Source organism: Marinitoga aeolica (assembly GCF_029910535.1).
In the GTDB taxonomy this organism is placed as follows: Bacteria; Thermotogota; Thermotogae; order Petrotogales; family Petrotogaceae; genus Marinitoga; species Marinitoga aeolica.
Window position 1 is genome coordinate 1,107,911 of record NZ_CP069362.1, and the last position, 20,434, is coordinate 1,128,344.

The window sequence follows — 20,434 nt, forward strand, 5'->3', positions numbered from 1 at the left end:
ATAACATTAAAAATAGATAAACGTATTTATTTTTTTACAAAGCTTGTACTTACATTAGTAATTATAACATATTATTTCATAAAACCGTTGAGTCTTCCATTGGTATCTGTATATAATACTACTCCAGAAATAACATCTTTCTTTTTTTGATAACCAACAGATATAATAACACTATTATTTATCAATTTTGAATTTAAAATTCTTTCATCATAATCTTTTCCATAATAATTTTCTTTTAATAAAATGCCATCAATTTTATTTAGTAAAGCTATAAAACCATCAAAATCATCATTTCTTTCTAAAGCATATCCAGAAATTATTATTCTATTATTGAGAATATTTGCTGAAAATCCTCTTGATGATCTTTTTAAAAGATAGTCTTTTCTCCATATTGTATTAAATTTATTATCTGTTTTTATTGTTAGTATTTTCCATGGAAAGTTATTAAATGTAGTGCTATATCCTATAATATAAAAGTTTTTATCTTCTTTCAATAATGAATATCCATATTCATTAAGTTGTTCTTTTCCGAATTTTGATATTGAATAGTCATTATAATTTAGTTTATTGAGTTTTACTAAAAATATATCATTATTATTGTTAGCTGTAGAATTTGTATTTCCAAGTAAATATATATAATCTCTATCAGTAACGATATCAGTTAGAAATTCATTATTATACCATGTGATTTTATAATCATTTAATTTTTCCAAATTTTTGTTAATTTCAAGAAAGTATCCTGTTTTTTTTGATTTTTCTATTATATAACCAACAATATATATACTATCATAATCATCCTTTATAATTTTTAAAAACTCACCATTTTTTTCAAAAATTTTTGATTTCAACATTTCTCCAGATTTATCTATTATGTATATAACTGGTTTGTAATCTTGTGTTCCTACTATATAGAAATTGTTATAAATATATTCAACTTTATTGATTTTAGTTGTTGATGGTATTCTTATTTCTTTTTGAAATAGAATATTTCCCTTATTATCCATGTTTAATATAAATAAATTTTTATTTATTTTTTCATTTTGTCCAAAAATATAAATTTGGTCGTTGATAAAAATAACATCTTTGAATATTAAAGATTTTCCATCTGTTATTATTTTAAACCATGTTTTTGTTTTTATTTCTTCTTGAGAATTATTAGTATTTATATTTAGTATATCTTTTATCTGTGTATCAGTATTTTTAATTTTTAGTGTTTTTAAATCTTTATTTGTGGATGTGTTTATGAATATAATATCAAGTAAAAATAAGATAGAAATAGTTAATAGAGTAAACAACAAAATTTTTTTCATTTTAAATCTCCTTTATATATATTATTTATAGGTGTAGGTGCTATAGTGATGTTATTTGTTAATAAGTAATAAAAATCCTTTATTTAAACCTTTTATAATACGTTGAAAAGTTTGAAAAAAATTTTTGATTTTCATAGTAGATTTTGTTTAAAGTGAAATATAGGTATATTTGTTCTATATTTTTTGTTATTAAATTTTTTTAGGTTTTTAAATTACAAACTTTCAACGTTTATAGTTGTTATTAGCGTTTATAATGAAAAATTCTGAACACACAATTGTTGGAAATTAATTAACTAAAAACATAGTTATAAACATTTCATGTTGTTAACTTACGTAATAATTATGAATAAAAATTTTTATAAAATGAACTTCGTTGAAAATTATAAACTTTATATTTATATTATAACATATATAAATATTTTGTAGAGCAGAATATTTTTTCAGTTACAAACCGTTTAAGCTTTGATTTAAAAAGGGTTTTAGAATTAATAATTATCATTAAATTAATAATAGGGTAAAAAAAATACATGCGATTTTAACTTTCATAGTTTAAAGTTGACAGGAAAAGTTAAGAATAGATAATTCAGGAGGTTGAAGACATTGAAAAAAAATTTAAGATATATTCTTATATTACCCTTTTTACAGGTTTTTGTTCAGGTAGGTATAGCTTCGTCTTTTCCACAATTAACAAAAATATTTGATTCTACCTTACTTGCAAGTACATTTATAGGAATTACGCCTTTAGTATCGATTATTTTTGGTTCTTTTTGGGGAAAAATATTAGAGAGTAAAGGTGAAAGTAAAACATTTTTATATTCAATGGCTTTATGGAGTACAGCAATATATTTATCAGGTTTATCTTTAAAATTGCCTATATTAGCAATAATTTTTCGTGCAATTCAGGGTATAGCTGATTCGGCATTATTTTCTAACGCTTTAACTGTAATTTCAAAAGCAGAATTCTCACAAAAAGAACAAACGAAATATTTTGGATTGGTAGAATTCTTAGCAAGTTTTGGTGCTGTAATGGGTCCTATAATAATAGGAACAGGTTTTATTTATATGTCTCATTATATATTAATGACTGTGGGAGTTATATTATTTATAGGAACATTATTTGTTTATAAGCAATTACCAATTATAGAAATACATTCAGAAAATGTTAAAAAACAGGTTACTAAATTTTCGCCAAGAATATTTTTGGCAGCATTTTTTGGAATTTTAACTCTTGCTGTTATTGTCGGATTTCAAGCAACAATGCCTTTATTTATAGAAAAACATATTAGTAACCCTATTTTTGGAAAGATTTATATATCAATATTCGCTTTATCTTTGATGCTCGGAAATCTTTTTAAACATAAAATTAGTGGAGTAAAAATATGGATTCCATTAGCAACATTTGCAACATTAATATTAGCAATATTTTTAAGTACATTTTCTATAGTTGTATTTTTATTGTTAATAGTTATTTCAGGTTTATTCCTTGGATTATCATTAACAATGAGCAGCGAATATGCATCATATCTTTCAGTAGGATTTGAAGAAAAAGGAATGGCAGTATTTTCTGCATTTAGAATAAGTGGAAATTTCTTTGGACCATATTTATCTTTATTTTATTCAATGGGTGGAATGAATTTCTTTATGCTGGTATTATCAATTATAAGTTTAATATCAACCATATTTTTGTTTAATTTTAAAAGAAATTATAATGAAATAAAAGAAATATAAAAAATTGGCCGTTTTGGCCAATTTTTTATATATAGATTTTTTATCTTTCAACTAATTCAGCAATTTTGTATATAGTGAATTTAACAGCTGGTGTTCTATAAGGTATGGTAGTTGAATCTAGTTTAACAAGCCAATCATTAGTTTTTTTATAAATTGATACATAATATTGTTGCATAAAATCATCATCAGTTGAAACTACTCTTAATAAGTATCTATCGTTTAAAAGGTCTTCATATATAGAACTTACTGTAAAGCTCATGTTATTTTCTTTAATATGTTTATCTTTTAATTGTTTTAATTTATCAATATCAATATTTTTAATGGATTTGTGTGGCAATTCACTCACTCCTTCCAAAACTCTTTTGATTTTATTATCTTTAACTTTTTTTGCTATAAATAAATATTTGTTTCTTCCTTCTTTATCCCATTTTAATTCATATTTTGTTTTTATAGGTCTTTCGAAATTCTCTATTATTTCTTCTGCTTCAAAAAATTCAGATTCTTTGAAATTATTATATACTTCATTTGCATACCAATCAACATCTGTTGCTAATTCTATTGTTCCTCCCTTTTTCAAAACATCCGCAAGGGTATTTATAAATGATTCTATGAATATACGTCTCTCTTTGTGCCTTTGTTTTGGCCATGGACATGGAAAATTAACTATTAATTTTGAAATTGAATTTGAAGGAAATAATTCTCTGATCAATAATCTTGCATCACCTTGAATAACACGTGCATTTTTTATATAGTTTTTATAAAATTTCACCTGTGCTTTATATAGGGCAGTTAATGAAGTTTCGAATCCAATAAAATTAATATCTGGATTATTCTTGGCTAAAGCAGTCATATATTCACCGCTACCAAACCCAATTTCCACATATATCTTTTTTTTATTTCCAAAAATTTCACTCCATTTTAATGGATATTTATCATAATGTTGGGGTTTGAGAAAGTACTTTAATACCCCGATTTTATCATGCATTCTTAATCCTCCTTATCATTTTAAGCTTGAAATATATTTTAAAAGACACAATTATTTTAATGTGAAACTTAATATAATAATATCATATATACCAAAAAATATTATTATTTTAATGTAAAAATAATTCATATTATTTATATTTATTTGAATTTTATACTAAATATAAAAAAGAAGTATGATATAATATGTATACAATATAAAATTATAATATTTTTTAAAAGGGGTGAAAAAATGAAAATTAAAACAAAAATGCTTGTGTTGGTACTTTTGGGTATTGTTATATTTTCTATTATTGGTTTTTTTGTAGTTAATGAAATGAAAGGTTTAAAATTAAAATGGGAGAATTACATTAGTACTGTAACCGAAAGACAAAAGCTTCTTTCTGACATAAAAGAGCAATTTGGTTATGGTGGAGGAATTCATTTATTTAAAAATTATGTATTAAGAGGTAGTGATAAGTATATAGATAGATTTAAAAATAAAGAAGAACAGGTTTTAAAAGATTTTGAAAAGTATAAGAAAATTCCCGATGTTTCACAGGAAGAAATAAAATATCTTGATATAATAGAAGCAACTTTTAGAAAATATGGAGAAAATATTATATTAACCTCAAAGTTAAAAAAACAGGGCTTATCAATAGCAGAAATAGATAAAACAATAAAAATTGATGATGGACCTGCATTGAATGCATTTGATGAGTTAGAAAAGATAAACGATAATTTAACAGTTACTAAAACAAATAATTTTGAAAATTCGATATTGAGATTAGAAATGATAATTATCACTATATCAGTAATAATTATTCTGGTTTTAATAGTTTTATATTTATTTATTTCCAGATTAATGAAACCATTATATAATGTAAGAGATAAATTAGGAGAATTATCTAAAAATGGTGGAGATTTAATTACGAAATTAGAAGATAATAGAACAGATGAAATAGGCGAAATATCCAGATTTTTTAATATATTTATAGAATCATTTAGAATATCTTTAAAGAATTTCTTCAATAGATTTAGGAATAACATTGCTCAATTTAATTCTATAAATACCGAATTAAAGAATTTCAATGATAATTTTGAAAGAATTGATAAATCATTGATGAAAAATCAAGAGTCGTTAAATAATATTACAAGTTATGTTGAAGAGCAAAATGCAAGTACATTTGAAATTTCAGATAATATCCAGAGTTTAGCAAACACTGCTGTAGAGTTAAGTAGCATTGCGCATGAAATAACAGATATAGCAGAAAATGGAAGAACAGGATTGGATAATGTAAATGAAACTATGAATGAAATATCTGACAATATGATTCCTATAGTGGAAAAGGTAAAATCAGTTTCACAGAAAGCAGAAATTATTAATGATGTTGTTGAAACCATAACGAGTATCTCAGAGCAAACCAATTTATTGGCATTAAATGCAGCAATAGAAGCAGCAAGAGCCGGAGAAGCTGGAAAAGGTTTTGCTGTAGTTGCAGATGAAATTAGAAAATTAGCTGAAGAAAGTAGAAAAGCTGCAGAAAGCATAAGGGAAAATCTTGGAGAAGTTATGAATGGTGTAAATGAAACTTCTGAGATGGTTATAGAAATGTCTGGAAATATAAATAACGTTTTATCCATAAATAAAGAAACAGCTGAAAAACTTTATGAACTTATAGATTCTGTTGAAAAGATTTCAAATTATTCAGATAATCTTGCAGCAAGTGCTGAAGAACAGGGAGCAGCAGTAGAAGAACTTTCTGCATCATCACAAAATATTACAGAATTAGTTAATTCATTGAAAGAAGATATGGAGGAAATTGTAAAAGAACAGGAATATGTTAAAGAAAGAAATGATAAATTATTGAATAAAGTTGAAAAAGAATCATATGAATTAATTAAAACAGTAAATATTTTCTCAGCATTTAAATTGTTTACAAAAGAAGATTTAGTTGTTGAATTGGAAAGTGCAAAAGAAGCTCATAGAAAATGGGTAGAAAGCTTTGAAGATTCAACAAACAATAATTTAAGACTATTAGCAGAAGATAATCCTGAAAAATGTGGATTTGGAGTATTTATTAAGGTTGTTTCGACTAATATCCCAGATGAAGTTAAGGAAAAATGGAATAAGGTTTTGTCATTACATGAGAGATTACATCATTATGCTAAAGAATTTGAATATAAAAATAAAAAACATAATGAGAATTTATTGAAAGAAGTAAAAATAACATCTGATGAATTAATGAAACATATAGATGAAATTAAGAATATACTTTTAAATAAATAAACTAGGGAAAAATCCAGCCTAAAGGCTGGATTTTATTATTATTAGAACATAATTACTTTTAAAGATATTAAAAAAGAAAATAATTGGTGTTATAGAATTTGACAAAATAAGAAAAAAGGTGTAACATTATATTCTATACGCATATATATTTTCTAAGGATATATTACTTTAAAGGAGGGGTTAGAATGCATAAAAAGTTTTTTGTTTTATTATTGTTAGTGGCATTATTAGCTATATCCGTATTTCCAAATGCTAAAGCTTTTAAAGTTACGGATAAAAGTCAATTATTACCAGGACCTGCTGCAGATGGTAAGGTTGGAGATTATATTTTAGCCAATGAAAAAGTTGAATTTTTAATAGGGAATCTTGGTAATTACCATGGATATATGAAATCAGGCGGAAACCTTCTTGACGCTGTTTATCTTGGAGGAGAAGATCAATTTGATGAAATGCATACATATTTCGGCTGGCCAAAACAGGCAATTTACGAAAATGTATTTGTATTAAATAATGGTTCTGATGGTGGACCAGCTGTTTTAAAACTTGTAGGACATCATTCAGATATACCAGGAGTTAAAATAACTTCAACATATATGTTATTACCTGGAGTAAATTATTTAATAATGAAAACAACTTTAGAAAATCAAAGTGGAAAAGATAAAGATAAAATGATTTTAGGTGATGCAACATTCTTTGGTTATGCAAGACCATTTACATTTGGTCTTGGATATAAAGTAAATAGAATTGATACAGATTTATTAGGTGCTCAAGGTGAAGAGATTGCCTATGGTGTTACAACAACAGAAACAGGAGAAAAAGGAAAATTAAGAGATATTCATATTTCTTATATTTTTGCTGATCCGGAAATTAAGACTGTTTCTATTAAAAATGGTGAAAAAGTAACATTCCAGAGAATATTCATGGTTGATAGAGATTTATCTTCATTATTAAAAACAGCATTTGATTTAAGAAGTGTTGATTATACATTAGTAAAAGGAAAAGCTACTTTTGAAAATGGAAATCCAATAAAAAATACAAAGGTTAATGTATATGATAAAAATGGAATATTATATGTTGTTGCATATACAAATGAAAACGGAGAATATACATTCCCTGCTAAAGAAGGAAATTATACAGTTAAAATTGATTTAGCTGGAATGAATACAGTTAAATCTCCAGAAATAACAGTTAAAGGCGAAGAAATGCTAACAGCATCTCCTGTTATTGGAAAATATGCAGAAGAAAATAAAGTATTATGGGGTCCTTATTTATCAGATTTAACCAAAGATAGCGTTTATGTAAATTGGAAAACTTTAGTTCCTGCTAAAGGTAAGGTTATAGTTAATGGAAAAGTTTATGAAGATGTAAATGATACAGTTATGCATCATTTAAAAATAACAGGATTGAATCCTGGAACTGAATATACTTATAAATTAGTTATTGAAAAAGGATCAGCTAAAGGTCTTGAAACAGAAAGTTATACATTTAAAACAATACCTGAGAAAGTTAAAGAATTTAAATTTGTAGTATATGGGGATACAAGAACATATAATAAGAGACATAAATTAGTTGCTGATAAAATTGCTGAGCAAAAACCAGCATTTGTTATAAATGATGGTGATTTAGTAATGGATGGTAGAATTTTAGGAGATTGGGATGGATTCTTCTGGGCAATTAAAAATATGGCAGCAACATCTCCATTCTATCCAGTATTAGGTAATCATGAATATAATTCTAAATTCTATTTCAGTTCATTTGTAACTCCACAAGGTGGAGGAGATTATAACGAGCAATATTATTCATTTGATTATGGACCTGCACATTTTATTGTTTTAGATGCAGATGTATTATTGATGCAAAAAGATAAAGAAGGTATGGAAAAAGAGACACAATGGTTAATCAATGATTTAGAAAAGAATAAAGATGCAAAATGGAAATTTGTATTCTTCCATGAACCATTCTGGACGAATTGTACGGAATATGGAGTAGAACCTGTAAGTCCAACAGTTAATTATTGGAAATCAGTATTTGAAAAATATGGTGTAGATATTGTATTTAACAGTCATTTCCATATGTATGAAAGATTTGAAAATAATGGTATAGACTATATTGTAACTGGTGGTGGAGGCGCACCATTATATACTAAAGTAAAATCATATGAAGATAAATATCCATTTACAATTAAAGATATAGTAGGTCTACATCATTTTGTAGAATTATATGTTACTGAAAATCAAGTAAAGGTTGTTGTAAAAGGTGTTGCACAACAAACTGATAAGAAAAAAGAAGATGGATTTATCCCTGTTAATGTAATTCTCGATCATTTTGTAATAAATAAATATTAAAAAAATATCCCTGGCTAAACCAGGGATATTTTAATTTGTAGACAAAAAGCATTTAATGCTGCGTTGTGCACATTAAAAGTGAAATAAAAAATTCCCGACAAAGCCGGGAATTTTTTATTAGGCATCTTCTCCTAAATATTCTTTAACTTTAACATGTAATCTTGATTTTTTTCTTGATGCATTATTTCTATGAATAACACCTTTTTTAGCAGCTTTATCAATTACAGAAAATGCTGAATTTAATAAACCCATAACTTCTTCTTTTTCTTTTTTTGCTTCAATAGCAGCTAATACTTTTTTGATTGAATTTTTAACTCTTGTCTTATAAGCTTTGTTTCTTAATCTTCTTTTTGCTGTTTGTCTTACTCTTTTTTTAGCTGATTTAACGTTTGGCACTTTGATATTCCTCCTTTATATTATTATTTTATTATAGTCCAAAAGCTGCTCTTAAATCGTTAACTCTATCAGTTCTTTCCCATGGGAATTCAACATCTGTTCTTCCAAAATGACCATAAGCAGCAGTTTTTTTGTAAATTGGTTTCAATAAGTCTAAATTTTTAATGATTGCACCAGGTCTGAAATCGAACATTTCAGTTACTACATTGTATAATTTTTCTTCGTCTACTTTTGCAGTGCCTTTTGTGTCTATTAAAATAGAAACTGGTTTTGCAACACCTATAGCATAACCTAATTGAATTAAAACTTCATCAGCTAAGCCAGCTGCAACGATATTTTTTGCAACATAACGTGCCATATAGTGAGCTGATCTGTCTACTTTTGTAGGGTCTTTTCCAGAGAAAGCTCCTCCTCCGTGTGGTACCCAACCGCCATATGTATCAACAATAATTTTTCTTCCTGTTAATCCTGTATCGGCATGTGGACCACCTAATACAAATCTTCCTGTTGGATTAACTAAAATTCTTGTATTGTTTGTTAAGAATTTTTCAGGAATAATTGGTTTTATTACATGCTCGATTAAAGCTTCTCTAATTTCTTCAATAGTTACATCTGGTTCATGCTGTGTAGATATTAAAACTGTTTCTACTTCAACAGGTTTTCCGTTTTCATCATATTCAACAGTAACCTGTGTTTTTCCGTCTGGTCTTAAGAATTTTAATGTTCCATTTTTTCTAACTTCAGCAAGTCTATATGCTAATTTATGAGCTAAAACAATTGGTAAAGGCATCATTTCTGGAGTTTCGTTTGTAGCATAACCGAACATAATACCCTGGTCACCAGCACCTAATTTTTCATATGGATCTTCTTCTTTTATTTCTCCAGTTTTAGCTTCTAATGCTTTATCTACTCCCATAGCTATATCTGGTGATTGTTCGTCTATAGAAACCAATACTGCTGAAGTTTCACCATCAAAACCAAACTTTGCTCTTGTATATCCAATGTCCAATATTGTTTGTCTTACGATTTTTGGAATATCAACATATGCTTTTGTTGATATTTCACCAGCAACCATTGCTACTCCTGTAGTTACAAGCGTTTCAACTGCAACTCTTGAAAAAGGATCTTTTTCTAATAACGCATCTAATATAGCATCTGATATTTGATCAGCAACTTTATCTGGATGACCTTCTGTAACACTTTCGCTTGTAAAAAGTCTTCTTTTCAATTTTCTTCCTCCTTTTTAATTTATTTAATATTATAATCGATATCCAAAGTATTATTATACCAGAAATATACCTCAATACACTTATAAAAAATTAATTTTAAAATAAAATCTATTGTATTTTAAGTTACATTTCTTTTACCAGTACTAACTTATAAACTTTTACAGTTCCCCATATATCTTCTAAAATTAATTCAGCAGGGTTCCTATCTTTCAATGTAAATGCAATTTCATTCCATCTATTGACTTTTATTGGAGTTATAAATGAAGAAGAATATAATTTAATCCAATATGTAAATATGTTTGATCCATTTCCGTATATTGTATTTGGTGAGTACATTTCATCTGTTCTAATTGCATCAAATTCTATTTCATATACTAATTCATCATTTATACGTAAAGAAATTTTTCTTGGCACAATTTTGGTATTATTGCCAATTCTTTCATCGGCTTTTACTGCTAATTTAGGTAAAGATGCAAAGGGAATTTCCGTAACTTGATCTTCTAAAAGTTTAAATGTTCTATTGTTTGATCTTATTTCCAGTGCTTCCAATTTTCTTGGTCTCATTTCAACATAATCAACAAATTCAAGAGCATCTCTAACAATTTCAACTTTTTCATTTCCGGATTTTTTAATTTCCCTAACTTCAAAATGGACATGAGGTACTTCAGCTTCTCCAGATTTACCAGAATATGCAATAATTTCTCCTTTTGATACTCTTATTTCATCTTCTGGAAATTTTATTTCTGCAAAGGTATTTCCTACTTCACTGATAACAGAATTTGCGATTTCTTCAACTAAACCTTTAAAAGAGCTTAAATGTGCATATACAGTTATCAAGTCATAATCAGGATGATATAAAAATACAGTATTACCGTATACTTTATGATTTATCCATATTTTATACACATAACCATCTGCTGCAGCATTTACTGGATAACCTATTCTGGAAAATGATGAAAAATCTATTCCTAAATGAAAATGAGGTTTGTCTCCTGTATCTCTATATTCACCAAATGAAGAGGTGAGATAAGAATCTTTAACAGGCGGCAAAAATCTTTGTGAGAAAGCAAAAACGATACTTAAAAGAACTAATGAGATAATAATTAGTTTTTTCATGACATACCTCCTACAGAAAATTTGAATTTATAACACAATAACCAGAAGATTGTGATCTTCTGGATTTAAAAACATATAGCAATAATTTTTGATAGTGAAATATAATAATTAAAAAAATTGAACATCTGTTAGTTTTGATTGCCTCCTGTATTCTCCTGTTGGAATAATCTAACATATTTCATTGGAACAATCATCTTTATTGCATGTTTGTAAACGAGAGATTGTTGTCCCTTTTTCTCCAATAAGATAGTAAAATTATCAAAGGATTTAATAAATCCTGTAGTTTGAAAACCACCTTCAAAATAGATTTTGCATTCGATTTTATTTGTTCTTAACAAATTCAAAAACCTTTCCTGTAAATTAAACTTTTCTGCCATTCCAACTCCCCCTTTAAAATACTTTAAATTAAAACAGTAATATTCATTCAATATTTGAAAATATTAGATTTTTAATTTTTTCAACTGGATTTTTTTCGTTTGATAAATTTATCCAGGTTACATTATCATATCCTCTAAAATAAATTATTTGTCTTCTTGCATATCGTCTTGTATTCCTTTTTATGTAATGAACCATTTTATCATAATCATATTTTTCTTCAATATATTCTAATACTTCTTTATATCCAATAGTATTCAAAGAATTTAAGTTTTTGTTATATCCCATTTTCAGTAAATTTTTTACTTCATCTATTAATCCTTCTTTTAGCATTTTTTCAACTCTTAAATTAATTCTTTCATGAAGTTCTTTCCTATCTCTGTCCAATATAATAATGTTAAATTCATAGGGGGATTGAATTTTGTGATTTTTTATTAATTCAGACATTTTTTTCCCAGAAATAATATATATTTCTAATGCTCTAATACTTCTTTTTAAATCATTTTGATGTATTCTTAAATAACTTTCTGGATCAACATCTTTTAAAATTTCTCTTATTATACCAGGTTGAGAATTTTCTAATTTTCTCAGATAACTTCTTAATGTTAATGAGCTTGGAGATTCAAAAAATCCTTTATAAATAGCATCAAAATATAAACCAGTTCCACCAGAAATAACAGGTATTTTTCCCCTATTTAATATATCTTCTATAACTTTTAATGCATCCATTCTATACATATATGCATTATAATATTGATCTGGTTCAACAAAATCAATTAAATGATGTTTTATTTTCTTTTGTTCTTCTTCTGTAGGTTTTGCAGTTCCTATATTCATATATTTATATATCTGTCTGGAATCACAAGAAACAACTTCAAAGTTATTTCCAAGTTCAGTAAGTAAACCTGTTTTACCGACAGCAGTTGGACCTAATATAACAGGTATTTTCATTTTAAATAAATCACCCCATAAAATACACCAGAATTTTTACTTCCGTCTATTTTATCAAATTTATATTTATCCCATATAGAATCTTTTACATGTGCTTTAATGATTACTTTATTTTTTGCCACTCTTTTCATTTCTTCAATATCAGAAGGTTCAAGTTCATCATATACAGCAAACCGCCTTAAAGGATTTAAGGCAGATGATTCAAATACCGGATTTTCAAACATTGGATCACAATATATAATATCATAGCTATTATCTTTTTGTTTTCTAATAAAACGTTTATAATTATCGTTTATTATTTCTATTTTTTTAGATGCTTCTTTTAACCATTTTATCTTATAAGGATAATATTTAATGCTTTCTTTTACAACAAAATATATAGGGAAAGATCCTTCTAAACCTATTAATTTTCCATTATCTAATTGTGAAGCAATTAGCAAAGCTTCACTTCCAAGACCAAAAGTTAAATCTAAAACTGTTTCATTTCCATTTAATGCCAAATTGTTTAATAAATAATCTTTTTTATCCGATACGTAATTTTTCATTCTTATTTTCACTATAGAAGGATGAAAGAAAAATTCAAAGTCGTCTTTTTTTACTTTAACAGTAAGATTTTTTTCTACAACAAAATAAATGTTGTTTGTTTTTAAATGTCTTCTATTTTTGTATATTAAACCATATTGTTCAGCGAGTTGTTTGGCTCGCTGAAGTTGTTCCTTCGATGGTTTGTGGGACGTAGTTATAATTAATTTTTCCATTTTTTATTGTCACACCTTTCTCTTCCAATAATTTTTTTATCATATCTCTTTCTTTTTCTATAGCATTAAGTTTCCTTTTTAATGATTCAAATTCACTTTGCGTTTTTTTATATTCATTACTTAGTTCAGCATATATAAATAGCATACGAACCATTTGTATGCCAAAATATAGTATTACAAAGATTATAGCAAAATAAAGAATCAATTTAAAAATATTAATTTTTTTTTCTTTTTTCTTTTTTTTGCCAACGATAATTTTTTTTCTTTCCATTTTTTATCCTTTCAATCCTGAACGTGCAATTCCTGCTACAAAATATTTTTGCATGAATATGAATAACAGAATTATAGGAATTACAGAAAATGTAGAAGCAGCCATTAAAAGATTATATAAAGTTCCTGATTCTGTTGTAAATGTTTGCAAACCAACCGCTAATGTTCTCATTTCTGGAGATTTGGTTACAATCAAAACCCACAAGAAAGCATTCCAGCTGCCAACAAATTTAAGCAAAGCACCGGTTATTAAAGCAGGTTTACTTAGTGGAACCATAACAGTCCATAAAAATCTCCAGCTACTGCTACCATCGATTTTAGCAGCATCCCATAAGTCATTAGGTATAGTTAAAAATTGCTGTCTTAAAAGGAATATTGCAAATACACTAACTATCCATGGAATAATTAATGCATAATATGTATCAAGCCATCTAAATTTACTGATTGTTATGAAGTTTGGAACAAGCATTACTTCTCCAGGAACCATCATTGTAGCTAAAAATAGTGTGAATAAAATATTTTTGCCCCAGAATTCAAGTTTTGCAAAAGCAAAAGCTGCCATTGCAGAAATAATGATTTCAAAAATTGTTGTTGATGTTGCCATAAATACTGTGTTTATATAATATTTTGAAAATGGAGCAGCGTTCCATGCATCGACATAATTCTGGAAAACATTTGCAAATATTTGAGAAGGTGTAAATTGTGCCTTCATAGTTGGTTGTTCATCGAGAAACTATAATGCATAGATGTCTTTAAAATAAATCTCGATATTTGAATAATTTCTATAATATACTTTATCAACAATATCAGGTTTTTCTAACAAATCTACTTTTGATATAGCATCAGAATATACTTTATTGAAATTTTCAAGCACTCTATTATATACATTTCTTAAAATAGATAAATCTAAAAGTTTCCTTTTATCAAGATTTTTTTCTTTTATAAAATCAATATCAAAGCTGTTTAGATAAGTATCAATATTTTCCAGATTAACATTTTTAATTTTTGATAAGCTTCTTATAATAATCAACGTTCTTGACAAGTCTTCAGAAGATATTTTTAATTCCTGTAGAACTTTATCATTAAAATCATGTTCTATGTTTAAAACGAAATTATCTTTAATCTTTAATATATCGAGTTTTTGATTAATGTCTTTTTTAAACTCCTCTGGAATATCAGATGAATTTAGAGCCTTTAAAAAGTTATTTTTCATGGTTTCTTTTGTTGGGACATTAAATTTTATTAATAATTTATCTGTGGAATATTTTTGTATATCATTAAATTTCTTTTCAAAAAAAGATTTGAATTTTAAAGAATTTTTGTTGTGTATAATGGCATTATAAATATTTTTCTCAAGTAATCTATTAACATTTCTTAAGTACATATCGGTATATGAAATAAATTTAATTGTATTTAACTTTTCTATTATATCATTAATTTCATCATTTGATATTATACCAGTTCCTTTAGAATAATTTGAGATTAATACTGAAATATTGGTTAAATCAGTTTTTAGATTTTCAAGATAATTTTTAAGTTCTTCTTTTTTTTCTTCTTTTTCTTTTTTTATAATAGAATTATCTGTATTTTTAATTCTGAGATAAGGTAATCTATTTAAAGAAATTTTTAGAAATTTATCAATATAATTTATGGATTTTTTTACTTCTTTATTAAGAGATTTAAGTATTTGTGCCTTTTTAAATAAACCATTTGAAGATGAATATAGACTAAAATAGAAATTTTCAAAGCTTTCAGGATTGTTTTCAAGAGAATTAATTTTATTTGATAGTTCTGGTATTAAGGGAAAATTTGCATTATATGCTTTTATATCATTGATTAAATTAGCTAAATTAGTATTATTTGCATAATTTAAAGCAGGAAATTTTAATGTTATTAAACCCCGTCTTACAGCATCATCTTCGACAGTTAAAACTTTTTTATATGGGTTATAAACACTCTCACTTTGAGAAGCTCTAAATTCTGCTAAACTAAGACTTCCCTGATTTCCCAACGAAGTAGAAGGTGAATTTTTAATATTTACAGATATTTCAGATTTGAAATTTTTTGATGTCCATTTTGGTGGCCATTGAGAGATTTCACTTCCTGTTTTAAATGAAGTTACAACCATCCATGCAAAAGGCATAGCCATTACTATAGCCCCACCAATAACTAATAAATAAACTATTAAAGTTCCCATTGTATTCATAAATTTTGTCCAGGACATTATAAGACCCCCTTAAGAATCGTAATGGACACGTTTTTTCCCGGCTACAAACTGGATAAATGTGAATATAAGTATAATACCAAATAATACATATGCAGCCGCACTTGCCTGTCCCATTCTTTGTTCACCATAGAATTTTTCAAAAACATAATAAACTACAGTTAAACCGCTATTGTTGTATGGACCCGGGAGTCCTGAATAAAGAACAAATATTTCAGAAAATACTTTAAATGCACCAATCATAGAAACTATTAAAATAAAAAATGTTGTTGGAGAAAGCAAAGGCCAGGTAATGTAGGCGAATTTTTGCCATGTTGTTGCCCCGTCAACTTCAGCCGCTTCATAATAGCTTTTATCTATATTTTGAAGACCTGCTAAAAAGATTATTGAATAGTATCCTACCAATTTCCATATGGATATAATGGCTATTGTTGGAATTGTCCATTTTTCATCTTTTAGCCATAATATTTTATCCACACCAAAAAAAGAAAGGATATAATTTAATAGACCATTATCATTGAATATCCATTGCCATACTAAGGATACAGCAACAACACTGGTTACAAAAGGAATAAAATATATAGTTCTGAAAAAAACTTTTCCATGTATTTCTTGATAAAACAATAAGGCGATGATTAATGATAAAAATATTGTTATAGGCATAGATAACAAAACATAATAGCTGGTATTCCAAATGGCCTTTAGAAAATCCGCTTCTTCTTTTGCCATACTTAAATAAGTGACAATTTCAGGTATTTTAATTAATTTTATTCCTAAAATATATATTCCAATAAAAATTAATAACCTTAATAATAATTTATCAGGAGTTCCTTCGATTTTTTTCATAGCTGCAATAGCAACATAAGAGAAAGCAAGCCAAAGGAAAATAATCCATTGTAAATTATAATTTATATAATTCCACAAAACAAAGGTTATTAAGCCAAATATCGCATTTATAAAAACAAGTTTTTTAACCTTTTTATCGGAAATTCGTTTTGAATCTAAAATAGCATTTAATAAATAAGCTACGAAAAATACAATAAAAAAGGTACCTAAAAAAGCAACATTAAAAGTCAAATCTACAGGATGTTTTAGTTTAAACAATTCCGTATAATTTTCAAATCCAATAAATTGAGGATTTGCCTGATTTTTAAAGTCCCATTTAAAAAAACTTAATACAAATGAATATATAATAGGCCAGAAAACAAAGATCGATAAAACAATCATAGAAGGTAGAATATATAAATATGCAGTTAAGCTTTCCCTGGTCCTTCTCCAGGCATGTGGAGAAAGAAAAAATTTAGATACCTTCATTAAAATTGCCAAAATTATAGCAATACTAACTCCTATAATAGGAATGAGAATTTCCGCGGGCATAGACTTTCCTCCAATCAACAAAAAATTTTTAACACTAATTTTACCATATTAATGAGGCGAAAGTCAAAAAAATATATTGTAATATTATTTTAGTTTTTTTGCTAAATTAATTAGTTGCTCAACAATTTCATTAAAAGTTGGTCTTTCAAATGTTCCCTGTTTTAAAAACGAATTTATATTATCAATTTCTTTTTTTGCAATATCGATTTTTTTGTTAGTTCCCTCTTTATAAGCTCCAACTTCAATTAAATCTTTAGCATCATTATAAGTAGCCATAATATCTCTAACAGTGTAAGCAGCATCGAGATGTTCTGAAGTTACTACAGAAGACATCAGCCTACTAATGCTTGCCAATACATCTATAGCAGGATAGTGTGATGATTCAGCCAGTCTTCTGGATAGAATAATATGACCATCCACAATACCTCTAACTGTATCTGAAATAGGTTCATTAAAGTCATCACCTTCAACTAAAACGGTATAAATAGCTGTAATACTACCTTTATCGGAGTTTCCTGCTCTTTCTAATATTTTTGGCAATTCAGCAAAAACACTTGGAGTATATCCTCTTGTTGCTGGAGGTTCTCCAATTGATAAACCAATTTCCCTTTGAGCCATAGCCCAGCGTGTTAAGGAATCAACCATTAACATTACACTGTATCCCATATCTCTGAAAAATTCTGCAACAGTGGTTGCACTAAGTAAAGCTTTTGTTCTCATTAAAGCAGGTTGATCGGATGTAGACACTATCACAACAGAGCGTTTGAGCCCCTCTTCCCCTAAATCTCTTTCGATAAATTCTCTTACCTCTCTTCCACGTTCTCCGATTAATGAAATCACATTTATGTCAGCAGATGTATTTCTTGCAATCATACCCAATAATGTACTCTTTCCAACACCACTTCCCGCAAAAATCCCAATTCTTTGTCCTTTACCAAGAGTTATTAAACCATCTATAGCTTTTACACCAACAGATAAAGGTTCTTCAATCTTATTTCTGATCAATGGATTTGGAGGTGGTGAATAAATAGAACGATATTTATCTGTAATTAAAGGTTTTCCATCGATAGGTCTTCCAATACCATCTAATACTCTTCCAAGCAAATTTTGAGTAATTCCAATAGAAACTTTTCTATTCAGTTTTTTAACCTTTGCTCCAACATATAATCCATGAACATCTTCAAATGGCATTAATAATACTTTATTTCCAACAAATCCAACCACTTCACATAATGCTGTATTTTCATCTCTTAATGTAATAGAACACAAATCTCCAAGGGACACATCAGGTCCCCTGGATTCAATAACAACTCCAGTTATTCTATCCACAATACCCTCTAAAGAAAATAAATCCAGTGAATTAAGTTTTCTATTTATATTTTCATATATTTCATTATAATCTTTCATCGTTTAATTCTTCCTCTATAATATCGTTTACCTGTTTTAACACATCATCTTTATTAATAATGATTTTTCCCATATCTGTGTGTATAGACATTGAAAAATCTGGTAATGTAATATCTTCTACTATTTCTATATTGTCTACAGAATTAAATTTATCAATTAATTCAGGAAAATCATTTATAATATTTGAACTAACATGAATTTTGATATGTTCAAAATTAACAAATTTTTCTAAAATTTTATTTAGTGAATTTTCTATCCATTTAGGAGAAGAAAAAATTTCAACGTTTAAAAATTTATTAATTAATAATTTTAATAAGTTGAATAATAAAATTCTTGCATTATAAACTTCCAAATTAATGGATTTATTAAAAGAATCCAGTAAATTATTAAGTTGTAAAGAATATTGTTGAATAAGATTATTAAGCTCATATTCAGCCTGTTCTTTACCTTCTTTTCTACCTTTTTCCACTTCTTCAGCATAGGCTAAATGAGCTTCATTGATAATATTTTCCGCTTCTTCTTTCGCATTTTCTATAATTTCTTTTGCTTTTTTTTCAGCATCATCTATAATCTTTTTTGCTATATCTTCAGCTACATCTTTTTCTAACTCCTGAGTTTCTTCAGACGATTCGAAAATAATATATTGTCCTTTAATAACTCTTCGATTAAACAATTAATTCTTCTCCTCCTCCACCGGCAATGATTATTTCACCAGATTCTTCAAGTTTTCTTATAATAGCAACAATTCTTTGTTGTGCTTCGTCTACATCTTTTAATCTAACAGGTCCCATGAATTCAAGTTCTTCCTGTATCATCTGACTTGCTCTTTGAGACATATTAGATAATATTTTATTTTTTAATTCTTCAGAAGCACCTTTTAAAGATAAGGTTAAATCACGAGTATCAACTTCTCTGAGTATTCTTTGAATAGTTCTGTCATCCAGTTTAAGTATATCTTCAAATACAAACATTTTCTTTCTAATTTCTTCAGAAAGCTTAGGATCGGATTCGGATAATCTATCAAAAATATTTTTAGATACAGTTCTATCAATATTGTTCATTATTTCAGCTGTAGTTTCTATACCGCCAACCTGACTGAATGGTTGTGCAGCAAATGATGATAACCTGTCTTTCATACGGCTCTCCACCTCCTTAACAACATCCGGAGTAGCCCTATCCATAATAGAAATTCTTTTGATTACATCTACTTGTAAATCTTCAGGTAAACCAGCAATAACTTGAGCAGCAGCAGCAGGTGGTAAATAACATAATACTAAGGCTACGGTTTGAGGATGTTCATTTTGTAAAACATTGGTAATTTGTGCGATATCAATTCTTTTTAAGAAATCAAAAGGTTTAACCTGTAAGTTTGTAACAAGATTTTCAATAATTTTAATAGCCTGTTCTGGTCCAAATGCTTCTTCAAGCAATTTTTTAGCGTAATCTACGCCGCCTTCTTTAATGAATTCTTTTACTTTCATTAGCTCAAAAAATTCATTTAAAACATTATTTTTTTCTTCATCAGATATTTTCCCAAGATTAGCAACTTCTAGAGTTAACATTTCCACCTCTTCTTCTGTTAACTCTTTTAATAATTTTGAAGCTCTTTCAGGTCCAACAAGAACTACTAAGATAGCTGCTTTTCTCAAACCATTAATATCAGAAGATTTTGGTGCAGCCATAATATCACCTCTA

General features: G+C 27.3%; 17 protein-coding genes and 1 pseudogene. 3 read left to right on the forward strand and 15 right to left on the reverse strand.

Translation table 11 applies throughout. The features are described 5' to 3' along the window. Positions 1–71: 71 nt before the first annotated feature. Complete coding sequence (locus JRV97_RS05180) at positions 72–1,310, reverse strand: hypothetical protein (protein ID WP_281000852.1); 1,239 nt, start codon at positions 1,308–1,310, stop codon at positions 72–74. A 600-nt stretch (positions 1,311–1,910) separates the two neighbouring features. Between JRV97_RS05180 and JRV97_RS05185 the strand changes: the two genes are divergently transcribed. After that, positions 1,911–3,038, forward strand: a complete 1,128-nt coding sequence (locus tag JRV97_RS05185) for an MFS transporter (RefSeq protein WP_281000854.1) — start codon at positions 1,911–1,913, stop codon at positions 3,036–3,038. A 40-nt stretch (positions 3,039–3,078) separates the two neighbouring features. Here JRV97_RS05185 and trmB read toward each other — a convergent pair whose 3' ends face one another. Further along, positions 3,079–4,023, reverse strand: a complete 945-nt coding sequence (trmB, locus tag JRV97_RS05190; RefSeq protein ID WP_281000857.1) for a tRNA (guanosine(46)-N7)-methyltransferase TrmB — start codon at positions 4,021–4,023, stop codon at positions 3,079–3,081. 231 nt (positions 4,024–4,254) lie between these two features. On the opposite strand from trmB, the gene JRV97_RS05195 reads away from it, so the two are divergent. Both JRV97_RS05195 and JRV97_RS05200 read left to right on the forward strand, forming a co-directional pair. Continuing rightward, positions 4,255–6,291 carry a methyl-accepting chemotaxis protein gene (locus JRV97_RS05195; RefSeq protein ID WP_281000859.1) on the forward strand — a complete coding sequence of 679 codons (2,037 nt, stop codon included), beginning with the start codon at positions 4,255–4,257 and terminating at the stop codon, positions 6,289–6,291. Positions 6,292–6,476: 185 nt separating this feature from the next. Further along, entirely contained in the window at positions 6,477–8,636 is a 2,160-nt protein-coding gene (locus tag JRV97_RS05200) for a metallophosphoesterase (RefSeq protein ID WP_281000861.1), read from the forward strand. A 117-nt stretch (positions 8,637–8,753) separates the two neighbouring features. Here the strand turns inward: JRV97_RS05200 and rpsT are convergent, their stop codons facing one another. The 13 genes and pseudogenes from rpsT to fliG form a co-directional block, all read right to left on the reverse strand. Further along, positions 8,754–9,032 carry a 30S ribosomal protein S20 gene (rpsT, locus tag JRV97_RS05205; RefSeq protein WP_281000863.1) on the reverse strand — a complete coding sequence of 93 codons (279 nt, stop codon included), beginning with the start codon at positions 9,030–9,032 and terminating at the stop codon, positions 8,754–8,756. A 31-nt stretch (positions 9,033–9,063) separates the two neighbouring features. Beyond that, the gene (metK, locus tag JRV97_RS05210) at positions 9,064–10,260 is read right to left on the reverse strand and encodes a methionine adenosyltransferase (RefSeq protein ID WP_281000866.1); all 1,197 of its coding nucleotides are present in this window, start codon (positions 10,258–10,260) and stop codon (positions 9,064–9,066) included. Positions 10,261–10,384: 124 nt separating this feature from the next. Further along, a complete protein-coding gene (locus tag JRV97_RS05215) occupies positions 10,385–11,377 on the reverse strand; it encodes a M23 family metallopeptidase (RefSeq protein ID WP_281000867.1) in 993 nt (330 codons plus the stop codon). 128 nt (positions 11,378–11,505) lie between these two features. Further along, positions 11,506–11,754 carry an RNA chaperone Hfq gene (gene hfq, locus JRV97_RS05220; RefSeq protein WP_281000868.1) on the reverse strand — a complete coding sequence of 83 codons (249 nt, stop codon included), beginning with the start codon at positions 11,752–11,754 and terminating at the stop codon, positions 11,506–11,508. Between the two features lie 43 nt (positions 11,755–11,797). Continuing rightward, entirely contained in the window at positions 11,798–12,703 is a 906-nt protein-coding gene (gene miaA, locus JRV97_RS05225; protein ID WP_281000869.1) for a tRNA (adenosine(37)-N6)-dimethylallyltransferase MiaA, read from the reverse strand. Beyond that, positions 12,700–13,461, reverse strand: coding sequence for a class I SAM-dependent methyltransferase (locus JRV97_RS05230; RefSeq protein ID WP_281000871.1), 762 nt, complete (start codon positions 13,459–13,461; stop codon positions 12,700–12,702). Before JRV97_RS05230 ends, miaA begins: the two co-directional genes overlap by 4 nt. Next, entirely contained in the window at positions 13,388–13,732 is a 345-nt protein-coding gene (locus tag JRV97_RS05235) for a hypothetical protein (protein ID WP_281000873.1), read from the reverse strand. The genes JRV97_RS05230 and JRV97_RS05235 overlap by 74 nt, the downstream gene beginning before the upstream one ends. A 3-nt stretch (positions 13,733–13,735) precedes the next feature. Then, positions 13,736–14,413, reverse strand: a pseudogene (locus JRV97_RS05240) (carbohydrate ABC transporter permease); the annotation flags it as partial. Positions 14,414–14,464: 51 nt separating this feature from the next. Further along, positions 14,465–15,955, reverse strand: coding sequence for a hypothetical protein (locus JRV97_RS05245; RefSeq protein WP_281000877.1), 1,491 nt, complete (start codon positions 15,953–15,955; stop codon positions 14,465–14,467). A gap of 12 nt (positions 15,956–15,967) precedes the next feature. Then, positions 15,968–17,332, reverse strand: coding sequence for a carbohydrate ABC transporter permease (locus tag JRV97_RS05250; protein WP_281000879.1), 1,365 nt, complete (start codon positions 17,330–17,332; stop codon positions 15,968–15,970). An 84-nt stretch (positions 17,333–17,416) separates the two neighbouring features. After that, positions 17,417–18,739, reverse strand: coding sequence for a flagellar protein export ATPase FliI (gene fliI, locus JRV97_RS05255; protein ID WP_281000881.1), 1,323 nt, complete (start codon positions 18,737–18,739; stop codon positions 17,417–17,419). Next, the gene (locus JRV97_RS05260; RefSeq protein WP_281000883.1) at positions 18,726–19,412 is read right to left on the reverse strand and encodes a FliH/SctL family protein; all 687 of its coding nucleotides are present in this window, start codon (positions 19,410–19,412) and stop codon (positions 18,726–18,728) included. Before JRV97_RS05260 ends, fliI begins: the two co-directional genes overlap by 14 nt. Further along, positions 19,405–20,421, reverse strand: a complete 1,017-nt coding sequence (gene fliG, locus JRV97_RS05265; protein WP_281000885.1) for a flagellar motor switch protein FliG — start codon at positions 20,419–20,421, stop codon at positions 19,405–19,407. Before fliG ends, JRV97_RS05260 begins: the two co-directional genes overlap by 8 nt. Positions 20,422–20,434: the final 13 nt, after the last annotated feature.

What these genes read in the sequence shown, in the direction of transcription:
- fliG (WP_281000885.1), bottom strand. Translation starts at nt 20,421, where the DNA reads ATGGCTGCACCAAAATCTTCTGATATTAATGGTTTGAGAAAAGCAGCT.
- JRV97_RS05230 (WP_281000871.1), bottom strand. Translation starts at nt 13,461, where the DNA reads ATGGAAAAATTAATTATAACTACGTCCCACAAACCATCGAAGGAACAA.
- JRV97_RS05215 (WP_281000867.1), bottom strand. Translation starts at nt 11,377, where the DNA reads ATGAAAAAACTAATTATTATCTCATTAGTTCTTTTAAGTATCGTTTTT.
- hfq (WP_281000868.1), bottom strand. Translation starts at nt 11,754, where the DNA reads ATGGCAGAAAAGTTTAATTTACAGGAAAGGTTTTTGAATTTGTTAAGA.
- fliI (WP_281000881.1), bottom strand. Translation starts at nt 18,739, where the DNA reads ATGAAAGATTATAATGAAATATATGAAAATATAAATAGAAAACTTAAT.
- trmB (WP_281000857.1), bottom strand. Translation starts at nt 4,023, where the DNA reads ATGCATGATAAAATCGGGGTATTAAAGTACTTTCTCAAACCCCAACAT.
- JRV97_RS05200 (WP_281000861.1), top strand. Translation starts at nt 6,477, where the DNA reads ATGCATAAAAAGTTTTTTGTTTTATTATTGTTAGTGGCATTATTAGCT.
- JRV97_RS05195 (WP_281000859.1), top strand. Translation starts at nt 4,255, where the DNA reads ATGAAAATTAAAACAAAAATGCTTGTGTTGGTACTTTTGGGTATTGTT.
- miaA (WP_281000869.1), bottom strand. Translation starts at nt 12,703, where the DNA reads ATGAAAATACCTGTTATATTAGGTCCAACTGCTGTCGGTAAAACAGGT.
- JRV97_RS05250 (WP_281000879.1), bottom strand. Translation starts at nt 17,332, where the DNA reads ATGCCCGCGGAAATTCTCATTCCTATTATAGGAGTTAGTATTGCTATA.
- JRV97_RS05235 (WP_281000873.1), bottom strand. Translation starts at nt 13,732, where the DNA reads ATGGAAAGAAAAAAAATTATCGTTGGCAAAAAAAAGAAAAAAGAAAAA.
- JRV97_RS05245 (WP_281000877.1), bottom strand. Translation starts at nt 15,955, where the DNA reads ATGTCCTGGACAAAATTTATGAATACAATGGGAACTTTAATAGTTTAT.
- JRV97_RS05180 (WP_281000852.1), bottom strand. Translation starts at nt 1,310, where the DNA reads ATGAAAAAAATTTTGTTGTTTACTCTATTAACTATTTCTATCTTATTT.